The 21,194-nt window shown below is 72.6% G+C and carries 14 protein-coding genes; 6 read left to right on the top strand and 8 right to left on the bottom strand.

The features are described from left to right. Nucleotides 1–32 precede the first annotated feature (32 nt). From ligA to ugpC, 7 genes are all read right to left on the bottom strand, one after another. Entirely contained in the window at nt 33–2,546 is a 2,514-nt protein-coding gene (ligA, locus tag LUTJ29_RS0106085) for an NAD-dependent DNA ligase LigA (RefSeq protein WP_051322759.1), read from the bottom strand. Between the two features lie 761 nt (nt 2,547–3,307). Continuing rightward, the gene (zipA, locus tag LUTJ29_RS0106090) at nt 3,308–4,039 is read right to left on the bottom strand and encodes a cell division protein ZipA (RefSeq protein ID WP_027071755.1); all 732 of its coding nucleotides are present in this window, start codon (nt 4,037–4,039) and stop codon (nt 3,308–3,310) included. 28 nt (nt 4,040–4,067) lie between these two features. Further along, nucleotides 4,068–7,571, bottom strand: coding sequence for a chromosome segregation protein SMC (smc, locus tag LUTJ29_RS0106095; RefSeq protein WP_027071756.1), 3,504 nt, complete (start codon nt 7,569–7,571; stop codon nt 4,068–4,070). Between the two features lie 159 nt (nt 7,572–7,730). Further along, the gene (gene otsA, locus LUTJ29_RS0106100; protein ID WP_027071757.1) at nt 7,731–9,104 is read right to left on the bottom strand and encodes an alpha,alpha-trehalose-phosphate synthase (UDP-forming); all 1,374 of its coding nucleotides are present in this window, start codon (nt 9,102–9,104) and stop codon (nt 7,731–7,733) included. After that, nucleotides 9,101–10,897 carry a glycoside hydrolase family 15 protein gene (locus LUTJ29_RS0106105; protein ID WP_043740629.1) on the bottom strand — a complete coding sequence of 599 codons (1,797 nt, stop codon included), beginning with the start codon at nt 10,895–10,897 and terminating at the stop codon, nt 9,101–9,103. Before LUTJ29_RS0106105 ends, otsA begins: the two co-directional genes overlap by 4 nt. Further along, on the bottom strand, nt 10,894–11,646 hold the full coding sequence (gene otsB, locus LUTJ29_RS0106110) for a trehalose-phosphatase (RefSeq protein WP_027071759.1): 753 nt from the start codon (nt 11,644–11,646) through the stop codon (nt 10,894–10,896). The genes LUTJ29_RS0106105 and otsB overlap by 4 nt, the downstream gene beginning before the upstream one ends. A 46-nt stretch (nt 11,647–11,692) precedes the next feature. Then, the gene (ugpC, locus tag LUTJ29_RS0106115) at nt 11,693–12,790 is read right to left on the bottom strand and encodes a sn-glycerol-3-phosphate ABC transporter ATP-binding protein UgpC (RefSeq protein WP_027071760.1); all 1,098 of its coding nucleotides are present in this window, start codon (nt 12,788–12,790) and stop codon (nt 11,693–11,695) included. 136 nt (nt 12,791–12,926) lie between these two features. Here ugpC and LUTJ29_RS0106120 point away from each other — a divergent pair, with 136 nt between their 5' ends. The 6 genes from LUTJ29_RS0106120 to LUTJ29_RS0106145 are packed head-to-tail and all read left to right on the top strand — an operon-like array spanning nt 12,927 to nt 20,123. Beyond that, nucleotides 12,927–14,297 carry a GH1 family beta-glucosidase gene (locus LUTJ29_RS0106120; protein WP_027071761.1) on the top strand — a complete coding sequence of 457 codons (1,371 nt, stop codon included), beginning with the start codon at nt 12,927–12,929 and terminating at the stop codon, nt 14,295–14,297. Between the two features lie 24 nt (nt 14,298–14,321). Beyond that, on the top strand, nt 14,322–15,740 hold the full coding sequence (gene zwf / locus LUTJ29_RS0106125; RefSeq protein ID WP_027071762.1) for a glucose-6-phosphate dehydrogenase: 1,419 nt from the start codon (nt 14,322–14,324) through the stop codon (nt 15,738–15,740). Beyond that, nucleotides 15,737–16,744 carry a glucokinase gene (glk, locus tag LUTJ29_RS0106130; protein ID WP_027071763.1) on the top strand — a complete coding sequence of 336 codons (1,008 nt, stop codon included), beginning with the start codon at nt 15,737–15,739 and terminating at the stop codon, nt 16,742–16,744. The genes zwf and glk overlap by 4 nt, the downstream gene beginning before the upstream one ends. Continuing rightward, the gene (pgl, locus tag LUTJ29_RS0106135; RefSeq protein ID WP_084524705.1) at nt 16,741–17,478 is read left to right on the top strand and encodes a 6-phosphogluconolactonase; all 738 of its coding nucleotides are present in this window, start codon (nt 16,741–16,743) and stop codon (nt 17,476–17,478) included. The genes glk and pgl overlap by 4 nt, the downstream gene beginning before the upstream one ends. Before the next feature lie 46 nt (nt 17,479–17,524). Next, nucleotides 17,525–19,441 carry a phosphogluconate dehydratase gene (gene edd, locus LUTJ29_RS0106140; RefSeq protein ID WP_027071765.1) on the top strand — a complete coding sequence of 639 codons (1,917 nt, stop codon included), beginning with the start codon at nt 17,525–17,527 and terminating at the stop codon, nt 19,439–19,441. Between the two features lie 25 nt (nt 19,442–19,466). After that, entirely contained in the window at nt 19,467–20,123 is a 657-nt protein-coding gene (locus LUTJ29_RS0106145; protein WP_027071766.1) for a bifunctional 4-hydroxy-2-oxoglutarate aldolase/2-dehydro-3-deoxy-phosphogluconate aldolase, read from the top strand. Between the two features lie 176 nt (nt 20,124–20,299). Here the strand turns inward: LUTJ29_RS0106145 and LUTJ29_RS16405 are convergent, their stop codons facing one another. Further along, nucleotides 20,300–20,989 (bottom strand): hypothetical protein, encoded by a 690-nt coding sequence (locus LUTJ29_RS16405; RefSeq protein ID WP_156911546.1) that lies wholly within the window; start codon nt 20,987–20,989, stop codon nt 20,300–20,302. Nucleotides 20,990–21,194: the final 205 nt, after the last annotated feature.

Consider the following 21,194-nt stretch of genomic DNA (forward strand, 5'->3'; position numbering starts at 1 on the left):
GTCGCGCCAGCCGGGTCCCGGTTGGAAGCGGCTCACGCGCCTGCCCCGTGCGCGGCGAGGAACGCCAGCAGCTGCTCCTCGTCCCAGACCTCGATGCCCAGCTCCCTGGCCTTGGCCAGCTTGGAGCCGGCCGCTTCGCCGGCGACCACCAGGTGGGTCTTCTTCGATACGCTGCCGGCGACCTTCGCCCCCAGCGCCTGCAGCTTCTCCCCGGCCTCGTCGCGGGTCATCGAGGACAGGCTGCCGGTGAGCACGACGGTGCGTCCTTCGAGCGGCCCGGTGACGGCCGCGGCCTGCTCGGGCGCGGCCGCGAGCAGGCGCTGCCGCGCCGCTTCCAGGGCTTCGAGGTGCGCGCGTGCCTCGGGATCGGCGAGGTAGGCGGCCAGGTTCTCCGCGCCGGCCGCGGACGCGCCGGCGCCCGTCCAGCCGCTCGGGTTGGCGCGCAACAGCGCGTCCAGGCTGCCGTAGGTCCCGGCCAGGCGCTCCGCGCTGCGGTCGCCGAGCTTCTCGACCGGCAGCATGCGCAGCAGGTGGGCCAGATCGAGCCGCTCGCGCAGCGCAGGCGACGGCGGTGCCTCGTCGGTGAACCGGATGCCGGCGGCCAGCAGCGCATCCACCACCCGCGCATTGCCGGGCTGCTCGAAGAAGGTGGCGATCGACCGCGCCACTTCGCCCCCGATGTCGGGCAGCGCCTGCAACAGCTCGGCGGGCGTGGTGCGCACGAACTGGAGCGAACCCAGCCACTGCGCCAGCGCCTTGGCCGTGGTCTCGCCCAGGTGCGGGATGCCCAGCGCGAACAGGAAGCGCGGGAGCGTGGTCCGCTTGCTCGCCTCGATGCCCGCGACCAGGTTCTCCGCCCAGCGCGTGGCAAGCTTGCCGGACGTGTCGACGGAGAGGTGCGCGCGCAGGAAGCCGGCGTCGCGCCAGCGGGTGCGCTCGTTGGCGAGCAGCGCCAGGCCCTCCTCGTCGATGGCGAGCGCGCCCTTGCTGTCCGCCGCCGCCTGCACCAGGTCGGCCGCGGTCCCGGCATCGAGCGCCGCCTTCATCCGCACCAGGTCCTCGACGGTGAGCGCGTAGAGCTCGGCGGGGGAATGCACGAAGCCGAACTCCACCAGCGCCTCGGCCTGGCGGTCGCCGAGGCCCTCGATATCCATCGCCCGGCGCGAGGCGAAGTGCCGCACCGCCTCCTTGCGCTGCGCCGGGCACGAGAGCCCGCCGCTGCAACGCCAGGCCGCCGCGCCCTCCTCGCGCACCAGCTCCGAGCCGCACACGGGGCAATGCGTGGGCATCGTCCACGGCACGGCACCGGCGGGGCGGCGCTCGGCGATCACGCGCACGATCTCGGGGATCACGTCGCCGGCGCGGCGCACGATCACGGTATCGCCCTCGCGCGCGTCCAGGCGGGCGACCTGGTCGGCGTTGTGCAGGGTGGCGTTGGTGACCGTGACGCCGGCAACCTGCACCGGTTCGAGCCGGGCCACGGGCGTGGCCGCCCCGGTGCGGCCGATCTGGATCTCGATCGCGCGCAGCACCGTGGATTGCTCCTGGGCGGGGAACTTGTGCGCCAGCGCCCAGCGCGGGGCGCGCGAGACGAAGCCCATCTCGCGCTGTCCGGCGTAGTCGTCGAGCTTGTAGACCACGCCGTCGATGTCGTACGGAAGGCCGTCGCGCGCCGCGCCGATGCGGCGGTAGTAGGCGATCAGGCCGTCGAAGCCGGTGGCGGTGTCGACCTCGGGTGCGATCGGGAAACCGAATTCGCGCAGCAGGACCAGGGTCCTGGAGTGCGTGCCGGGCAGTTGCAGGCCCTCCACCTCGCCGACGCCGTAGGCGAAGAACGCGAGCGGACGCCGGCGCGTGACCGCGGGGTCGAGCTGGCGCAGGGATCCGGCGGCGCCATTGCGGGGATTGGCGAGCAGCTTCTCGTTGCGCTCGAGCGCACGCGCGTTCCACTCCTCGAAGGCCTTGCGCGGCATGTAGATCTCGCCGCGCACTTCCAGCACGGCCGGGGGCGGGGCGTCGCCGGTGCGCAGCCTGAGCGGCACCGCGCGCACCTGGCGCAGGTTGGCGGTGACGTTCTCGCCGGTCGTGCCGTCGCCGCGGGTGGCGCCCTGGACGAACACGCCGTCCTCGTAGCGCAGGCTGATCGCGAGGCCGTCGAGCTTGGGCTCGACCGAGAACACCGGGTCGTGGATGCCGAGTCGCTGCTCGATGCGGCGGACGAAATCGGCGACCTCCGCATGGCGGACGCGGTCGTCGGCGTCGTCGGGCACGCCCGGGGTCTCGAAGGCGTTCGCCAGCGAGAGCATGGGGATCGCATGCCGGACTTCCGGGAAGCCGCCGTCCGGGCGGATGCCGACGGTGCGCGTGGGCGAGTCGTCGGAGGCGAGTTCGGGATGGGCCAGTTCCAGCGCCTCGAGCTCGCGCATCAGGGCGTCGTACTCGGCGTCCGGGATCGAGGGGTCGTCGAGGACGTAGTAGCGGTAATTGGCGTCTTCGATGCGCGCGCGCAGTTCCCTGGCGCGGGCGATGGTGGCGGAGTCCGGCATGGGGAGATTGTAGGGCGCGGGCGTTGGCGGCGCGTCGCCGTGACTCGGCGTGGCCGGCGCTTCCGCGACCGGCGCCGAGAAGCTGCCCGGCTGGCGCGGCGACCCGACGGACCGCGACGCGGCCGGGCAGGCCCTGCGGCGAATGTCCCCCGGCATCGGCCCTGCGGGCCATTGCCTCCTCCTTGATTTCGCCGCAGGGCCTGCCCGGCCACGTCGCGGCTCGGCTCCGGAAGCCCCAGGGGCGAGGCCGGCGGGCGACCGGCGCCGGCGAGGGCGGCGCATGCCAGGGGATGCGGCGAGAGCATCCGGAGTGCGCGGCCCCACCCGCCTCGATGCACGGCTCCACTATCCCCGCACGGACTACAGCAGCCGTCGGGGTCGTTGTCCGCCGACACGAATGAACCGGGGAATCCCGCCGGCCGCCCGGACCCACCGTGGTCATCTCGGGAGCGACTGGCCCGCTGCCTCCCGAACGTTCCCGCCGCGCACGGAACCGCCCGGATGGATCACGCGGGAGCGGGTGCCTCCGGGTGCGAAATCAAGGAGGAGGCGATGGCCGCAGGCCGTCGCCGGGGGACATTCGCACCCGGGGGTACCCGCTCCCGGCGCCGCGCGCACTCCCCGGCCGCCCCTCTCGGCGGACCAGACGGCCAGCGGCTTCGGCAAACCAGCTGGCAGACACAGGTACGGACGCCGCACGCGCGCGTGCGGCCCACGCGAAGAGGGCCGGAAGTCCGGCGCCCCCAGGGAAATGTCCGCGCCTACCAGCGCGGGCTGCGCGTGACCGGCGGCGACTCGTGCTCGCGGTCCCAGGCGCGCATCTCGTCGCGCAGGCCGGCGATGCGCTGGCGGCCCAGTGCGTTGCGCTGCTCATCGAGCACCACGCCATCGAGCAGCTCGGCCATCCGCTGCGCGGCCGGCAGCATCGCGTCCCAGGCATCGAGCGCGCTCACCGGCGCCGGCAGCGTGAGGAAGAACGCGATCGCCGGAGTTTCCAGCGACTGGATCTCGGCCATGTCGAAGCTGCCCGGCTTGCGGATGTTGGCCACGCTGAAGATCGGCCCACGCTCGGGATGGCTCTCCACCAGCCGGTGGAACACGTTCATGTGGCCATAGGTCAGGCCCGCCTTCTCCGCCGCGACCACGATGTCCGGCCCGCGCAGTACCTGTCCGGCCTTGGCCGCCACGTACAGCGTCACGATCCGGTCGAACTCGTCGCTGACCCGCTTGCCCAGTTCGCTGTTGGGCGAGGCCGCGCCGACGGTGCCGTCGAGCAGCTCCATCTCGGTCTGCACCGCTTCCTCGTCGGCGCCTTCCGCCGCGTCGGCCAGTTCGCGCTCGATCTCCGCGCCCAGCGTCGGCTCCGCGCGCCCCGGCTCCCCGTCGCGCGACACCCGGCGTCCCTGGCCCTGCCGCGGCCGGGTCCCGAAGTACCAGATCGCCGCCAGCAGGATCAGCCCTGCCACCAGGATGCCAATGCGCAGTTCGGTCATGCCGGTCCTCCCAGGGTCGTGCGGGGCCTCACGCCGCGCCGGCCAGGCGCGCGGCTTCGGCCAGGTCGACGGACACCAGGCGGCTCACGCCCGGCTCGCGCATGGTAACGCCGCAGAGTTGCTGCGCCGCCTCCATCGTCGCCTTGTTGTGGGTGACGAACAGGAACTGCACCTGTTCGCTCATCTCCGAGACCATCGCGGTGAAGCGTCCCACGTTGGCCTCGTCGAGCGGCGCGTCCACCTCGTCGAGCAGGCAGAACGGCGCCGGGTTCAGCCGGAAGATCGCGAACACGAGCGCGACCGCCGTCATCGCCTTCTCGCCGCCCGACAGCAGCGAGATGTTGCTCACCCGCTTGCCCGGCGGACGCGCCATGATCGCCACGCCGGTGTCGAGCAGGTCGTCGCCGGTCAGCTCCAGGTACGCGTGGCCGCCGCCGAACAGGCGCGGATACAGCTCCTGCATGCCGGAATTGACCCGGTCGAAGGTGTCCTTGAAGCGGCCGCGGGTCTCGCGGTCGATCTTGCGGATCGCCTCCTCCAGGGTCTCGAGCGCGGTACGCAGGTCGGCGTCCTGGGCATCGAGGTATTCCTTGCGCTGCGCGGCCTCGGCGTGCTCCTGGATCGCGGCGAGGTTGACCGGCTCGAGCCGGCGCAGCTTCGCATCGAAGTCGGCCACCATCTTTTCCCACGCCGCCGCGTCGGCATCCTCCGGCAGGCCGGCGAGCACGTCGTCGAGGACGAATCCGGCCGCGGTCACCGACTCCGACAGCTGGCCGGCGCGGATGTCGAGCGCCTGCTGGTCCAGGCGGCGCTGCGCGATCGCCTCGCGCTGGGCCAAGGCCTGTTCCTCGCGCTCCTGGCGGACGCGCTCGAAGTTGCGCAGTTCGGCGTCGATGCCCTCCAGCGCCGAGCGCGCCGCGGCGAGGTTGCGTTCGACCACCACGCGCTGTTCGAGCGCGGCCTGGCGCTGCTGCTCCAGCGCCTGCACCGGCGCGTCGCCCTGCGACAGCTGCGCGGCCAGTTCGCCCAGGCGCGCGTCGAGCTGGCCGCGCTGCCCGCCCATGCGCTCCAGGGCCTGGGCCAGCGCCACCACCTGGGCACGCTGCGATTCGAGCGTCAGCGCCAGGGCGTGCGCGGCGTCGCGCGATTCGCGGGCGGCCGCGCGGGCGGCATCGCGGGCCTCGACCAGGTTGCGGCGCTCGGCCTCGAGCGCGGCGCGACGGGATTCGAGCTCGGCCATCCGGCCGACCGCGTCCTCGAGCGAGGTGCGCGCCTGGCGCGCCTGCCGTGCGCTGTCGTCGATGACTTCGACCAGCTGGGCCAGTTCGGCCTCGATCTTCTCGATCCGGGCGCGGGCGCTGTCCAGGCGGCCCTGCTGGCCCTGCAGCTGGCCGGCGAGTTCGGAGACGTTGCGATGGGCCATGTAGAGCTGGCGCTGCGCGTCCTCGCGCTGCTGCTCGGCCGCCAGCAGCCGCTCGCGACCGGAGGCCAGCGCGGCGTCGAGCTCGTGCTCGCGCGCCTGCAGCTGCTCGATCCGCGCACGCAGTTCCTTGATCTCGCGCTCGCGCAGCAGCGCGCCCTGCTTGGCCGCGCCGGTGCGCAGCACCCGCACCCAGCCGGCGCCGAGGCGCTCGCCGGCGCGGGTGATCACCGATTCGCCCTCGCCCAGCCGCGCCTGCAGCGCGCGCGCCTCGGCCAGGGAGTCGGCCACGTGCAGCCGCGCCAGCATGCGCCGGATCGCGCGCGGGCCTTGGACCTTGGCCGCCAGCGAGGTCGGCGCGACCGGCTCGTCGCCGTCCTCGGCCGCCACCAGGGCCAGCCGGCCCTCCCCCAGTTCGCCCAGGGCGTCGACCAGGGCTTCCGGGGCCTGGACCAGCACGCCCTCGATCAGCTGCCCGAGGGCGCTCTCGACCGCGTTCTCCCAGCCCGGCTCGACCACCAGCCGCTCGCCCACGCGCGCGGCCGAATCCAGCCCGCGCTGACGCAGCCATTCGACCGCGGCGCCCTGCTCCTGGCCGAGCGCGGCGTGCTGCAGGGTCTCGAGCGACGACAGCCGGCCGCGGGCCTCCTGCGCCTGCTTGCGCACGTCCGACAGCTCGGCCTGGCTGGCGCGCTGCTGGTCCTGCAGCTCCACCGCGGCCTGCTTGCGACGCTCCAGCTCCTCGGCCAGCCCGTCGAGCGCGGCCTTGTGTTCCTCGTGGCGCAGGACGATGTCCTCGAACGCCTGCGACAGCGCCTCCAGGTCGAGCGCCGCGCGCTCGGCCTGGAGCTGTTCGCGGCGGCGGTCGGCGTCCAGCGCCTGGCGGTCGAGGTAGTCGACCCGGGTGCGTTCCACGTCGCCCGCGCGCGCGGCCTCGTTCTGCTCGCGCTGGTGTTGTTCCCAGCGCTGCTGCCAGTCGGCCAGCGCCTCCTCGGCCTCGCGCAGCGCCTCCTGGCGCACGCCGTCGTCCTCGCGCAGCGCCTCCAGCCGCGGCTCGGCCTCGGCGATCGCGGCCTGCAGCTCCTCGAGCCGGGCCTGGTCGCCGCTGATGTGGGCGCCGATCTCCTCCAGCGCGTGCCGGGTCTCCTCGCGCGCCTTGACCAGGCGTTCGGCCAGCTCGCGCTGGTGGGCGATCTGCTGCTCGATCCGGGCCAGGGTGCCGCCGACCTCGTAGCTCCCGGCCTGGGCGCGGGCCAGGGCCGCGGACGCCTCGTCACGGCGCACGCGCCCGGTCTCGAGCTCGCGCTCGGCCTCGCGCTGCTCGGCGATCAGCTGCTGCAGGCGGGTTTCCTCCTGCGACAGGCCCTCGCGCAGCGCCTGCAGCTGGACGTCGAGGGCGCGGAACTCGAGCGCCTTCCACTCCGCGTCGCGGATCTTCCGCTCGGCCTGGATCGCGGTGTACTGCTCGGCCTGGCGCGCCTGCCGGGCCAGGTGCTGGAGTTGCTTGCCGACCTCCTCGCGCAGGTCGTTGAGGCGGTCGAGATTCTCGCGGGTGTGGCGGATGCGGTTCTCGGTCTCGCGGCGCCGCTCCTTGTACTTGGAGATGCCGGCCGCCTCCTCGAGGTAGACCCGCAGCTCCTCGGGCTTGGCCTCGATCACCTGGCTGATCATGCCCTGCTCGATGATCGAGTAGCTGCGCGGGCCCAGGCCGGTGCCGAGGAACAGGTCGGTGATGTCGCGGCGGCGGCAGCGGGTGCCGTTGAGGTAGTAGCTGCTCTGGCCGTCACGGCTGACCGTGCGCTTGACCGAGATCTCGTTGAACGCGGCGTATTCGCCGCTGATGGCGTGGTCGGAGTTGTCGAAGATCAGCTCGACCGTGGCCTGCGAGACCGGCTTGCGCGCGGTCGAGCCGGCGAAGATCACGTCGGTCAGCGAGTCGCCGCGCAGGCGGCTGGCCGAGCTCTCGCCCATGACCCAGCGCACCGCGTCGATGATGTTGGACTTGCCGCATCCGTTCGGCCCCACCACGCCGGTCATGTTGGTCGGCAGGTGGAGGGTCGTGGGGTCGACGAAGGACTTGAAACCCGACAGCTTGATTGTGGACAGGCGCATGCGGCGTTGGAGGCCCCTGCCGCGCCGGCCGGCGCGGCACCATTGTTGATTCAGGACAGCAAGAGTGACTCGTAAGCCGTTGAACGGAGTAGGATCGCCCGGATCCGCAAGCCGTTCGAATTCGCGAGTATAGCGACCGCCGGACCCGCCGCGCCGGGCTCAGCCCCCGCCCCCGGCCAGGCGCTCCAGGAACCGGGAGCACCAGGCGTGGATGTCCTGGCCGGTGATCGGCCGCATCATCGCCTCCCAGCGCTCGCGGCGCTCGGGCAGCGGCATCGAGGCGGCACGGGAGATGGCGTCGGCCACGCCGTCCAGGTCGTACGGGTTGACCAGCAGGGCCGCGTCCAGCTCGGCCGCGGCGCCGGCCAGCATCGACAGCACCAGCACCCCGGGGTTCTCGGGGTCCTGGGCCGCGACGTACTCCTTGGCGACCAGGTTCATGCCGTCGCGCAGGGGCGTGACCAGGGCCAGCGAGGCCAGCCGGTAGAACCCGGTCAGGGTGGCATGGGCGAAGTTGCGGTTGACGTAGCGCAGCGGGGTCCAGTCGGGCTCGGCGTGGGTGCCGTTGATGTGTCCGGCGATGCCCTCGAGCTGGTCGCGCAGCTGCCGGTACTCGGCCACGTCGCCGCGCGAGACCGGGGCGATCTGGAGGAAGGTCAGGCGCCCGCGCTCGTCCGGATGGCGCTCCAGGTAGCGGCCGAAGGCGCGGAAGCGCTCGGGCAGGCCCTTGGAGTAGTCCAGGCGGTCCACGCCGATCGCCAGCTGGCGCCCGCTCAGGCTCTCGCGCAGCGCGCGCACGGCGGGCTTGCCGACCGCGGCCGCGGACTGGGCCGCGATCCTGGCGGCGTCGATCCCGATCGGGAAGTTGCCCACGTCCACCCGCTTGCCGCCGGGCAGGGTCACGCTGCCGTCGGGCTCGATGCTGCCGCCGCCGAAGATCCGCGCGTAGGTGCGGAAGCGGTCGGCGTCGCGCATGGTCTGGAAGCCGACCAGGTCGTAGGCGTAAAGGGTGCTGAACAGGCGCCCGTGCTCGGGCAGCGCCGAGACCAGGTCGGCCGAGGGCATCGGCACGTGCAGGAAGAAGCCGATCCGGCACCCCACCCCGCGCTCGCGCAGCATCGCCGCCAGCGGGATCAGGTGGTAGTCGTGGATCCAGAGCAGGTCGTCGTCGCGCAGCAGCGGCGCCAGCTTCTCGGCGAACAGCAGGTTGACCCGGCGGTAGCCGGCGCGGGTCTCGCGGGCGTAGTCCACCAGGTCCAGGCGCGAGTGCAGCAGGGGCCACAAGGTGCGGTTGGCGAAGCCGTTGTAGTAGGCGTCGTGGTCGGGCCGGTTGAGGTCCATGGTCACGTAGCGCACGTCGCCGTCGGTCTGCTCGTGCAACCGGCCGCTGGCATCACGCACCACCTTGCCCGACCAGCCGAACCAGACCCCGCCGTGGGCGCGCAGCGCCGCTTCCAGCCCCACCGCCAGGCCGCCGGCGCGGCTCTCGCCCGGGAGCGCGACCCGGTTGGACACGACCACCAGACGGTTCATGAGGCCTCCTGCCAGCTGCGCGAAAGCCGCATCGCGGCGATGATCAATCCTACGTGGGAGTAGGTCTGTGGAAAGTTGCCCCAGGCCTCGCCGTCGTCGAACGCGAGGTCCTCCGAAAGCAGGCCCAGGTGGTTGCGGCGCGCGAGCAACCGCTCGAACATCGCCCGCGCCTCCTCCTTGCGGCCGATCGCGGCCAGCGCGTCGATGTACCAGAAGGTGCAGATGGTGAAGCTGGTTTCCGGCTCGCCGAAGTCGTCCGGCGCCACGTAGCGGAACAGCGCGTCGCCGCGGCGCAGTTCGCGCCCGATCGCTTCGACCGTGGCCACGTAGCGCGGGTCGTCCGGCGCGAGGAAGCCGATGTCGGCCAGCAGCAGCAGCGAGGCGTCGAGGTAGTCGCTCTCGAACGAGGCGCTGAAGCGCCCGGCGTCCGGGCGCCAGGCGCGCTCGACCACCCTGGCGTGGATGGTGTCGGCGCGCGCGCGCCAGTGCGCCGCGCGCTCCTCCATGCCGAGGATGCCGGCGATCCGCGACAGCCGGTCGCAGGCCGCCCAGCACATCGCCGCGGTGTAGGTGTGGACCTCGGCCCGGCCGCGGAATTCCCACAGCCCGGCGTCCGGCTGGTCGTAGAGTTCGAAGGCGCGCTCGCCCAGCGGCTCGAGCCGGGCGAAGGTGGCCTGGTCGCCCGGATGGGCCAGACGCTGGTCGATGAACAGCTGGGTCGAGGCCAGCACCACGCTGCCGTACACGTCGTGCTGCTTCTGCACCCAGGCCAGGTTGCCGCGCCGCACTGGGCCCATCCCGCGGTAGCCGGCCAGCGACTCGACCTCCTGCTCCTCCAGCCGCTCCTCGAAGGCGATGCCGTAGAGCGGCTGCAGATGCCCGTCGTGGGAGGCGATGTTGAAGATGTAGCCGAGGAATTCCTCCATGCTGCGCGTCGCGCCCAGCCGGTTGAGCGCGCGCACCACGAACGCGGCGTCGCGCAGCCAGCAGTAGCGGTAGTCCCAGTTGCGCGGGGTGTCCGGCGCCTCCGGGATGGAGGTGGTCATCGCGGCGATGATCGCGCCGCTGTCCTCGTACTGGCACAGCTTGAGCGTGATCGCGCTGCGGATCACCGCCTGCTGCCATTCCAGCGGGATCGACAGGTAGCGCACCCACTCGCGCCAGTGGTGTTCGGTGCGGCCCAGCGCCTCCTCGACGTAGCCCGAGACCGAGCGCGCCAGCGGCTCGTCGGCGCCGAACACCAGGTGCACGGTTTCCCACAGCACGAACGGCAGCTGGTCGCGCACGAACCGGATCGGCACGTCGGTGGTCAGGCGCAGGGTGAACTCGGGCAGGATCCAGCGCATGTGGTTGCTGCCCCAGGTCGAGTCCGGGACCCGCGCGCCCCAGTCGGCCAGCGGGCGGCAGACGATGCGGATGCGCGGGCTGCCCGCCAGCGGCCGGATCCGGCGGATGATCGAGACCGGCCGGAAGATGCGGCTGTTCTGCTTCCAGCGCGGGGCGAAATCGACCACCTCCACCGCCCCGCCCTTGCGGTCGTACAGCACGGTGCGCAGGATCGCGGTGTTGGTGACGTAGGCCTGCTCGCTGTGCGAATAGTCCTCGAGTTCGATGGCGAGGTCGCCGCCGTCGTGGTCGCGCGGCGAAAGCAGCGCGCAGAACGCGGGATCCCCATCGAAGGCCGGCAGGCAGCTCCACACCACGCGCGCATCGCGGTCGATGAGCGCGCCGAAGCTGCCGTTGCCGATCACGCCCAGGTCGAGCGAGGCCTGGCGCCCGGGGGCGGCGCTCACGCGGCGGCTCCCAGCCAGGCGTACACGGCCTCGACGTCCGCCAGCCGGTGTTCGGCGGCCGAGCCCCCGCGATCGCCGACGAGCACGCTCACGCCGCCCTGTGCATTGACGATTTCGAACCCGTGCTCGTCGGTGAGGTCGTCGCCCACGAAGACGGGGCGGCGGCCGAGGAACGGGGGTTCCTCGAGGAACGCGGCGATCGCCTCGCCCTTGTCGCCGCGCGCCGGCCGCAGTTCGACCACGTGGTCGCCCGGCTGCAGGTGGTATCCAGGCAGCCGGGTCAGCGCCTGCATGGCGAAGCCCTGCAGGTCGGCCGCGGCTTCGGGCATCGTCCGCCAGTGCAGCGCGATGGCCTCGCCCTTGTCCTCCAGCAGCGCGTCTGGATAGCGCTCGCGCAGGATCGCCCTCGCCTGCGCCTTGACCGATTCCAGCGCCGCCGGCGGCGGCTCGGGCTCGGGCGCCGCCTCGCCGAAGCGACGGCGCTGCAGGCCGTGCAGGCCGGCGGCGGCGAAGCGGTGCGGCGCGAACAGCGCATCCAGGGTCTCGATCCTGCGGCCGCTCACCAGCGCCAGCGCGCCGCCGAGCGACCGCGACAGGTCGGCCAGCCGCTCGACCACGCGCGGGGCGACGCTGACCCGTCCCGGGTCGTCGGCGAATGCCACCAGCGTCCCGTCGACGTCGAGGAACAACGCCCATTGGTCGGACAACGGTGGCGGCGGCGGCAGGAGGGGGGTGCCGTCGTGTGTCATGCGTACATGATGGCCCGTATCGTCGTGACGCGACATGAAGGTGCCGTCATTCGGCCGCCAGCGCCACCCCTGTGTCCGGATCGAACACGTGCAGCGCCCCCGGCGCGATCGCCAGCCGCAGCCTCTCCCCGGGTCGCGGCGGATCGCCGGGCGGCAGGCGCGCCACCAGCGCAACGCCACCCAGCCGCAGGTTGACGTGGATGTCGCTGCCTACCGCCTCGACCACGTCCACCACCGCCTCGAACCCCGTTGCCGTCGCGGCGTTCGCGGGCAGCAGCTGTTCGGGACGCACGCCGCAGTCGAGTTCGCGGCCGTGCCAGGCGGGGTCGAGCGCCGCACCGGCCGGCAACGGCAGGCGGGCGCCACCGCCCGCCTCCAGCTGCCAGCCGCCGGCCTCCCGCAGCACCCGCCCGCGCAGCAGGTTCATCGCCGGGCTGCCGAGGAAGGTGGCGACGAACCGGTTCGCCGGGCGCCGGTACAGCGCCATCGGGGTATCGATCTGCTGCACCTGCCCCCGGTCCATCACCACGATGCGCTGGCCCAGGGTCATCGCTTCGACCTGGTCGTGGGTGACGTAGACCATGGTGGTGCCGAGCCGCTGGTGCAGGCGGGCGATCTCCAGCCGCGTCTCCGCCCGCAGCTTCGCGTCCAGGTTCGACAGCGGCTCGTCGAGCAGGAACACCTGCGGCTGTCGCACCAGCGCGCGGCCCAGGGCGACCCGCTGGCGCTGTCCGCCCGACAGCTGCGCCGGCCGCCGCGACAGCACCTCCTCCAGCCCCAGCATCCGCGCCGCCTCGGCCACGCGCTGGCGCAGCTCCGGCTTCGGCATCCCGCGCAGGGACAGGGCGAAGGACAGGTTCTCGGCCACCGTCATGTGCGGATAGAGCGCGTAGCCCTGGAAGACCATCGCGACGTCGCGATCGGCGGGCGCAACGTCGTTCACCACCCGTCCGCCGATGCGCAGGGTGCCGCCGCTGATCTCCTCCAGGCCGGCGATCATCCGCAGCAAGGTCGTCTTGCCGCAGCCCGAAGGTCCAACCAGCACCACCCGTTCGCCGTCGGCGACCTCGAAGCTGGCGCCGGCCACGGCGACGTGGCCGTTGTCGTAGACCTTGCGCAGGTTGTCGAGCTCCACGCGCGCCATCTGTGCTCCCGGAAGGCCACGCGGCGTCGGCCGCGTCCTTCGCGCGGCGCGAACGCCGGCGCCGGGCGATTGCGCTATTCTGGCATGTAATCGTTTTCAGACCACGCCGTCCTTCCGGCTCAGGAAACAGGCCGCCATGCACCCCTCCCAGGACAAGGACTTCAGCTTCCCCGACGGCTTCCTCTGGGGCGCCGCCACCGCCGCCCACCAGGTCGAAGGCTCGCCGCTGGCCGACGGCGCCGGGCCGAGCATCTGGACCCGCTTCGCCCACACCCCCGGGATGACGCTCAACGGCGACACCGGCGACGTGGCCTGCGACCACTACCACCGCTGGAAGGAGGACGTGCGGCTGATGCGCGAACTTGGCCTGCAGGCCTACCGCTTCAGCGTGTCGTGGTCGCGGATCCTGCCCGGGGGCACAGGCCGGGTGAACCGCAAGGGCCTGGACTTCTACTCGCGCCTGGTCGACGAACTGCTGGCCAACGGCATCGAGCCCCTGCTCACGCTCTACCACTGGGACCTGCCGGCCGCGCTCGACGACCGCGGCGGCTGGCTCAACCGCGACTGCGCCGACTGGTTCGCCGAGTACGGCAGCGTACTGTTCCGCGAGCTCGACGGACGGGTGAAGAAGTGGGTCACGCTCAACGAACCGTGGGTGATCACCGACGGCGGCTACCTCCACGGCGCGCTCGCGCCCGGCCACCGCAACCGCTACGAGGCCCCGATCGCCTCGCACAACCTGATGCGCGCGCATGGCGCCGCGGTCCAGGCCTACCGCGCCGAGGGCCGGCACGACATCGGCCTGGTGGTGAACATCGAGCCCAAGTACCCGGCCAGCGATTCGGCCGAGGACGCGGCCGCCACCCGCCGCGCGCATGCGTACATGAACGAGCAGTACCTGCACCCCGCCCTGCGCGGCCGCTACCCGGACGAGCTGGCGGAGATCTTCGGCGACGCCTGGCCGCGGGTGTCCGAGGAGGACATGCGCCAGATCCGGCAGCCGATCGACTTCGTCGGCATCAACTACTACACCCGGGCCGTGACCCGCGCCGACGACAGCTGGCCGCTGCGCGCCGGCTCCGTACGCCAGCCACTGGGCACCTACACCGAGACCGGCTGGGAAGTCTTCCCGCAGGGCCTGACCGACACCCTGGTCTGGTTTCGCGACACCTACGGCGACCTGCCCGTGTACGTCACCGAGAACGGGGCCGCGTTCTTCGACCCGCCGGTGGCCGAGGAAGGCCGCGTGCGCGACCCGCTGCGAATTGATTACTTGCGAAAGCATCTGCTTGCCATCCACGACGCGATCGCCGCTGGCGTGGACGTGCGCGGCTACATGGCGTGGTCGCTGCTGGACAACCTGGAATGGTCGCTGGGCTACTCCAAGCGGTTCGGTATCATCCACGTCAATTACGGGACGCTCGAGCGCACCCCGAAGGACAGCGCGCGCTGGTTCTCTGGCATCATTGGGAGCCACGGCCGCGCACTGGCCGATCCCCTTCCCTGACCCATAGACCCGCACACGGCGTCCATGCACGATTCCATCCTGTTGTTCGGCGCCACGGGCGACCTGGCACAACGCTACCTGTTCCCCTCGCTGCTGCACCTGCTGCGCGACCGGCTGCTGCCGGAGAACTTCCGGGTGGTGGCGATCGGCCGCACCCAGTACGACGACGAGGGCTTCCGCGCCTGGCTGCGCGAACGCATCGACGAGGGCGACGGGTATTCCGGCGCGCTCGACGACCTGCTCGCGCGCATCCACTACCACCCGCTCAACCTCGGCGACATCGACGCCGTGGCCGCCACGCTGTCGCGCTACGCCGACCGCCCGGCGGTGAGCTACCTCTCGACCCCGCCGAACCTGTTCGCCCCGGCCTGCCGCGGGCTCAAGGCCGCCGGCCTGCTCGAGCCGCCCTCGCGGCTGGTGCTGGAGAAGCCGATCGGCCACGACCTGGCCTCGGCGCGCGAGATCAACGCCACCCTCAAGGAGGCGCTGGACGAGTCGCGGATCTTCCGCATCGACCACTACCTCGGCAAGGCGCCGGTGCAGAACCTGCTGGCGCTGCGCTTCGGCAACACCCTGCTCGAGGCGGTGTGGGACAACCGCTGCATCGAGTCGGTCGACATCGTGGTCGCCGAGACCGCCGGCGTGGACGGGCGCGAGGGCTACTACGCCGACTACGGCGCGCTGCGCGACATGGTCCAGAACCACATGCTGCAGCTGCTGGCGCTGATCGCGATGGAACCGCCGGCCGCGCTCGACGCCGACAGCGTGCGCGACGAGAAGCGCAAGGTGCTGCGCGCGCTGCGTCCGATGACCGCCGCCGACGCCGCGAACGACAGCATCCGCGGCCGCTACGGCGCGGGCGTCGTCGAAGGCCAGGCCGTGAAAGGTTTTACGGCTGACAGCGCTGTCGAAACCTTCGTCGGCCTGCGCGCCTGGATCGACAACTGGCGCTGGGCGGGCGTGCCGTTCCGCCTCGCCACCGGCAAGCGCCTGCCCTCGCGCACCACCGAGGTGCTGGTCAACTTCAAGCCGGTGACCCACTGGGTGTTCGACCGCCCCAACGCGCGTGGCGCCACGCCCAACCGGCTGCGGATGCGCCTGCAGCCCGAGGAGACGATCGAGCTGTGCCTGATGGGCAGCCTTGCCGCGCCCGAATGGGGCGCGACCGAGCTGATGCCGATGTCGCTGGACATGGCCATGCTGCCGCCCAAGCGCCGCATCGCCTACGAGCGGCTGATGATCGACGCGCTCAAGGGCGACCAGACCCTGTTCGTGCGCGACGACGAGGTCGAGGCCGCGTGGCGCTGGATTGACAGCATCAGCGCTGCCTGGCAGCAGGCCGGCACCCCGGTGCTGGAGTACCCGGCCGGCTCCTGGGGCCCGACCGGCGCCGCCGCGTTCCTGCCGCGCACGGTGGGCGCACCCTCGGGACGCCGCGGATGAGCGGCGGCACCCGGGTCCTGTTGGCCGACATCGGCGGCACCAACGCGCGCTTCGCGCTGGCCGACCCCGCTGCCGAGTACCCGCTGCTGGAAGACAGCGTCCAGCGCTTCGCCGTCGCCGACTTCCCCTCGCTGGCCGAGGCCGCACGCCACTACCTGCACGAGACCGGCCAGCACGACGCCGGCATCGTGCACGGCGTGTTCGCCGTCGCCGGCCGGGTGGAGGGCGACATCGCGCGCATCACCAACCATCCCTGGGTGATCTCGCGCCCGCGCACCCAGGTCCAGCTGGGCTTCGAACGCGTCACCCTGGTCAACGACTTCGCCGCGCAGGCGATGGCGATCCCCCTGCTCAAGGCCTCCGACGTGGTCCCGATCGGCGGCGCGACGTGGACGCCCGAGGAATCGCCGGTGCACCGCACCTACGCCATCCTCGGCCCGGGCACCGGCCTGGGCGTCGGCGCGCTGGTGATCCGCGAAGGCCGCCAGTACCCGATCGAGACCGAGGGCGGGCACGCCAGCTTCCCGCCCGGGACCCCGGAGGAGCTCGCGATCCTCGACCGGCTGTCGGCCCAGTTCGGGCGCGTGTCCAACGAGCGCCTGGTCTGCGGGCCGGGGCTGGTCAACATCCACCGCGCCCTGAGCGAGATCGCCGGCGAGGATCCGGGCCCGATGCAGCCGGCCGACATCACCGCCGGCGCCGAGGCCGGCGACCCGCGCTGCGCGCGCGCGGTCGACGTGTTCTGCGCCGTGTTCGGCGCGATCTCCGGCGACCTGGTGCTCACGCTCGGCGCCTGGGACGGCGTGTTCCTGACCGGTGGCCTGGTGCCGAAGATGCTCGACATGATCCGCCACTCCGGCTTCCGCCAGCGGTTCGAGCACAAGGGCCGCTTCTCCCCGACCATGGCGCGGGTTCCGTCGCTGGCCATCCTGCACCCGCATCCGGGGCTGCTCGGGACGGCCGCGATCGCGCGCCGGGAGGTGGTAAAACAGGTGGCAGGATGAACGCCCGCGACGACACCGCGCCCGTGCGCCAGCGCCATCCGGTGCACATGCACAGCTACGAATCGCTGACCCAGTGGACCTGGGGCGCGGCGGTCGCGATCTCGTCGGTGCTCGCCCGCGACCTGCAGGAGCGGCCGCGCGCGCGCCTGCTCCTGTCCGGCGGCGGCACGCCGCGCCCGGTGTACGAGGCGCTGTCGAAGGCGCCGCTGGATTGGAGCCGGGTGGACGTGGCCCTGGTCGACGAACGCTGGCTGCTGCCCGACGACCCCGACAGCAACTCGCGCCTGGTGCGCGAATCGCTGCTGCGCAACAACGCCGCCAGCGCGCGGTTCGAGAGCATCACCCGTACGGGCCGCAGCATCGAGGAAGCGGTCAGCGCCGCGAACCTGCACGCGCAGGCGCCGCCCGGCGTGGTCGTGCTGGGCATGGGCGAAGACGGCCACACCGCCTCGCTGTTCCCGCGCATGCAGAACCTGCAGGCCGCGCTCGACTCGCGCAGCCCGTACGTCGCGGTCGACGCCACCGGATGCCCCGGCGCCGGCCGGTTCCTGCGCCGCATCAGCCTCACCCCGGCCGGCCTCGCGCCGGCCCACACCCGCCTGCTGCTGATCCGCGGCGAGAGCAAGCGCAAGCTGCTCGAACGCGTGCTCGAGGGCGACGATCCGCTGGAATACCCGGCGCGCATCGCCTTCCTGACCCCGGGCGCGCCGCTGCACGTCCACTGGTGCCCGTGACCGCGCGGTCGCGGGGCCACCGACAAGCCCTTTCGCCGGAAGTCCAATGAGCCTGCATCCCGTACTGCACGACGTCACCGAGCGCATCCGCCGCCGCAGCCGCGCGTCGCGCGCGGCCTACCTGGCCGGCATCGACGCGATGCGCGAGGCCGGGCCGAGCCGGTCGCGCCTGAGCTGCGGCAACCTGGCCCACGGCTTCGCCGCGTGCGAGCCGACCGACAAGTCGCGCCTGCGCGGCGCGGCCAGCCCCAACCTCGGCATCATCAGCGCCTACAACGACATGCTCTCGGCGCACCAGCCGTACGAGTCGTACCCGGGCCTGATCCGCGCGCACGCGCGCGCGCTCGGCGCCACCGCCCAGGTCGCGGGCGCGGTGCCGGCGATGTGCGATGGCGTGACCCAGGGCCGCGCCGGCATGGAGCTGTCGCTGTTCTCGCGCGACGTGATCGCGCAGGCCACCGCCATCGGCCTGTCGCACGACATGTTCGACAGCGCGGTGCACCTGGGCATCTGCGACAAGATCGTGCCCGGGCTGCTGATCGGTGCGCTCGCCTTCGGCCACCTGCCCTCGGTGTTCATCCCCGCCGGCCCGATGACGCCGGGCATCCCGAACAGGAAGAAGGCGGAGGTGCGCGAGCGCTACGCCGCCGGCGAGGCCACGCGCGAGGAGCTGCTCGAGGCCGAGGCCGCGTCCTACCACGCGCCCGGCACCTGCACCTTCTACGGCACCGCCAACTCCAACCAGGTGCTGCTCGAGGCGATGGGCGTACAGCTGCCGGGATCGTTCGTGAACCCCGGCACCGGCCTGCGCGAGGCGCTCACCCTCGCCGCCACCGAGCGCGCGCTGGCGATCACCGCGCTGGGCGAGGACTACCGCCCGCTCGGGCGCCTGGTCGACGAGCGCGCGATCGTCAATGCGGTCGTGGCGCTGATGGCCACCGGCGGTTCGACCAACCACACCATCCACTGGATCGCGGTGGCGCGCGCGGCCGGCATCGTCCTGACCTGGGACGACATGGACCGGCTCTCGCAGGTGGTGCCGCTGCTGGCGCGCGTGTACCCGAACGGCGAGGCGGACGTGAACCGCTTCCAGGCCGCCGGCGGCATCGGCTTCGTGTTCCGCGAGCTGCTCGACGCGGGCCTGATGCACGACGACATCGAGACCGTCCTGCCCGGCGGCATCCGCGAATGGACCCGCGAGCCGACCCTGGCCGGCGGCACGCTCGGCTTCGCGCCGGCCCCGGCGGCCAGCGGCGACGACGCCGTGGTGCGTCCGGCCTCGGCCCCGTTCGAAGCCCAGGGCGGCCTGCGCCTGCTGCGCGGCAACCTCGGTCGCGCGCTGATCAAGCTGTCGGCGGTCAAGCCCGAGTACCGCACGATCGAGGCGCCTGCGGTGGTAGTGGACGATCCGCGTGCGCTCAACCGCCTGCACGCGCAGGGACTGCTGCCGCGGGATTTCGTCGCCGTGGTCCGCTACCAGGGCCCGCGCGCCAACGGCATGCCGGAACTGCACTCGCTGGCGCCGCTGCTGGGCATGCTGCAGAACCAGGGCCGGCGCGTGGCGCTGGTCACCGACGGCCGCCTGTCGGGCGCGTCGGGCAAGATCCCGGCGGCGATCCACCTCACGCCCGAAGCCGCGCGAGGCGGCCCGATCGCGAAGTTGCGCGAGGGCGACCTGGTCCGCCTCGACGGCGAGGCCGGGACGCTCGAGGCGCTCGTGGACGCGGCCGAATGGGCCGCGCGCGAGCCGGCGCCGAGTACCGCCCACTGCGCCTGGGACGTCGGCCGCAACCTGTTCGCCTTCAGCCGCGCGATGGTGACGCCCGCCGACCAGGGCGCGCTGTCCATCTCCTGCGGCCCGCCGGCGCGCGACGGCGGCCCCTGGGAATACGACCAGGAGTACGAACTGGGCGACGATCCGCAAGCCGCCGCCCTCGCCCCGCACGAATTCCGCGACGCCTGACGCCCCTCCAACCAGCGCCACGCCAATGACCCTCGAATCGCTCCAGACCCGCGCCGAACAGATCCTGGTCTCCGCCGGCATCCTGCCGGTGATCACCGTCGACAGCGTCGAACAGGGGCAACGCATCGCCGACGCGCTGCTCGAAGGCGGGCTGACCGCGCTGGAGCTGACCCTGCGCACGCCCGCCGCGCTCGCGACGCTCGAGGCGCTGAAGAAGGCCCTGCCCGACATCGTGATCGGTGCCGGCACCGTGCTCGACGAGGCGCAGATCCGCCAGTCGGTGGATGCGGGGGCCGACTTCCTGGTCACGCCCGGCACGCCGCCGGCGCTGGCCGAGGCGCTGGCGCGCGCGCCGATCCCGGCCGTGCCGGGCGGCGCCACGCCGACCGAGTTCATGTCGCTGCTGGCGCGCGGCTTCCGCTGCTGCAAGCTGTTCCCGGCCAGCGCGGTCGGCGGCCTGGCGATGCTCAAGGGCCTGGCCGGGCCGCTGGGCCAGCTGAAGCTGTGTCCCACCGGCGGCATCAGCGAATCCAACGCCGCCGAGTTCCTCGCCCAGCCCAACGTGCTGTGCATCGGCGGATCGTGGATGGTGCCGAAGGAGTGGCTGGCGGCTGGCGACTGGGCCCGCGTGCGCGAAAGCGCCGCGCGCGCGGCCGCGATCGTGGCCGCGGCCCGCGGCTGACCCCCACCCGCGCCCGGCTGTCGCGACCGTAGGAGCGGCTTCAGCCGCGACCCTGAAGCCGGACGGAAACCGTCACCTGACGGCCATGCGTCTGCCTGGTCGCGGCTGAAGCCGCTCCTACAGGGATTGGCCCAAGGGACCGGCGCCCTCCTGCCTCCTGGCTCCCGCCTCCTGCCTCAGCGCCGCGGCGGCGCCGGCGCGAACGCGAGCGCCACGCCGAGCCGTCTCCACAGCCACGCGTGCAGCAGGTACCAGGCTGCCAGCAGCCAGCCCAGGTGCCACTCGAGCACGTTCTCGATCCGGTCCTTGAGACCGCCGTCGTCGACCAGCGCGCCAGTGGCCACGTTCGCCAGGCCCAGCGCCAGCATCAGCAGCGCCACCGCCAGCATCGCACGCACCGGCGCGCCACCCTGACCGCCCGCGCGCAGCCGGGCCAGGAACACCAGCTGGGCGAGGTAGCCGAAGCCGAAGAAGCAGACCACGCCGTAACGGCGCAGGAAGCGGTAGGCCTCGCCTTCGGTGCCCAGAAAGGCGGCGTAGAGGGCCAGCGCAATCGCCGCCGCCACGCCGAGCCAGGCCACCATCCCCGCGCCACGCCCGAGCCATCGCGCGGCCAGCCACCAGTGCAGCCCGACCAGCGCCGCGCATGGCAACACCATCAGCCGGAACACGTGGTTGCCCAGGCCATGGCGCGCAGCGCGGCTGATCGAGGTGCAGCCTTCGACATACGGCACGCAGGCCTCGATCCATCCGTCGCGGATCGACAGCCACAGCGCGAGATGCGCGGCCACGGTGAACAGCACCGCCACCAACAGCGGCAGCGGCCACAGCGCAACCGGACGTTGGGGCACAGGGGTCATGCGCATGCGCAGGTCACGTGACGGGCCAAGACTACAACGCAGCCGGTGCGCGCAATCTCCGTGTCCCCCGGACCGCGCGTGCGCGCGCCCTCGCGCTTCCGGTCCGAAGGAAGGATGCGCGCCGTCGCTCCCGTTCGACCCGGCGCGTGGATCGTGCGGACCCGACCGCTCCGGATTCGCGCGGTCCGCGACGCCGCGAGGCCACGTCCCG

Origin of the sequence: Luteimonas sp. J29 (genome assembly GCF_000472505.1) — a bacterium.
Classification (GTDB): Bacteria; Pseudomonadota; Gammaproteobacteria; order Xanthomonadales; family Xanthomonadaceae; genus Luteimonas.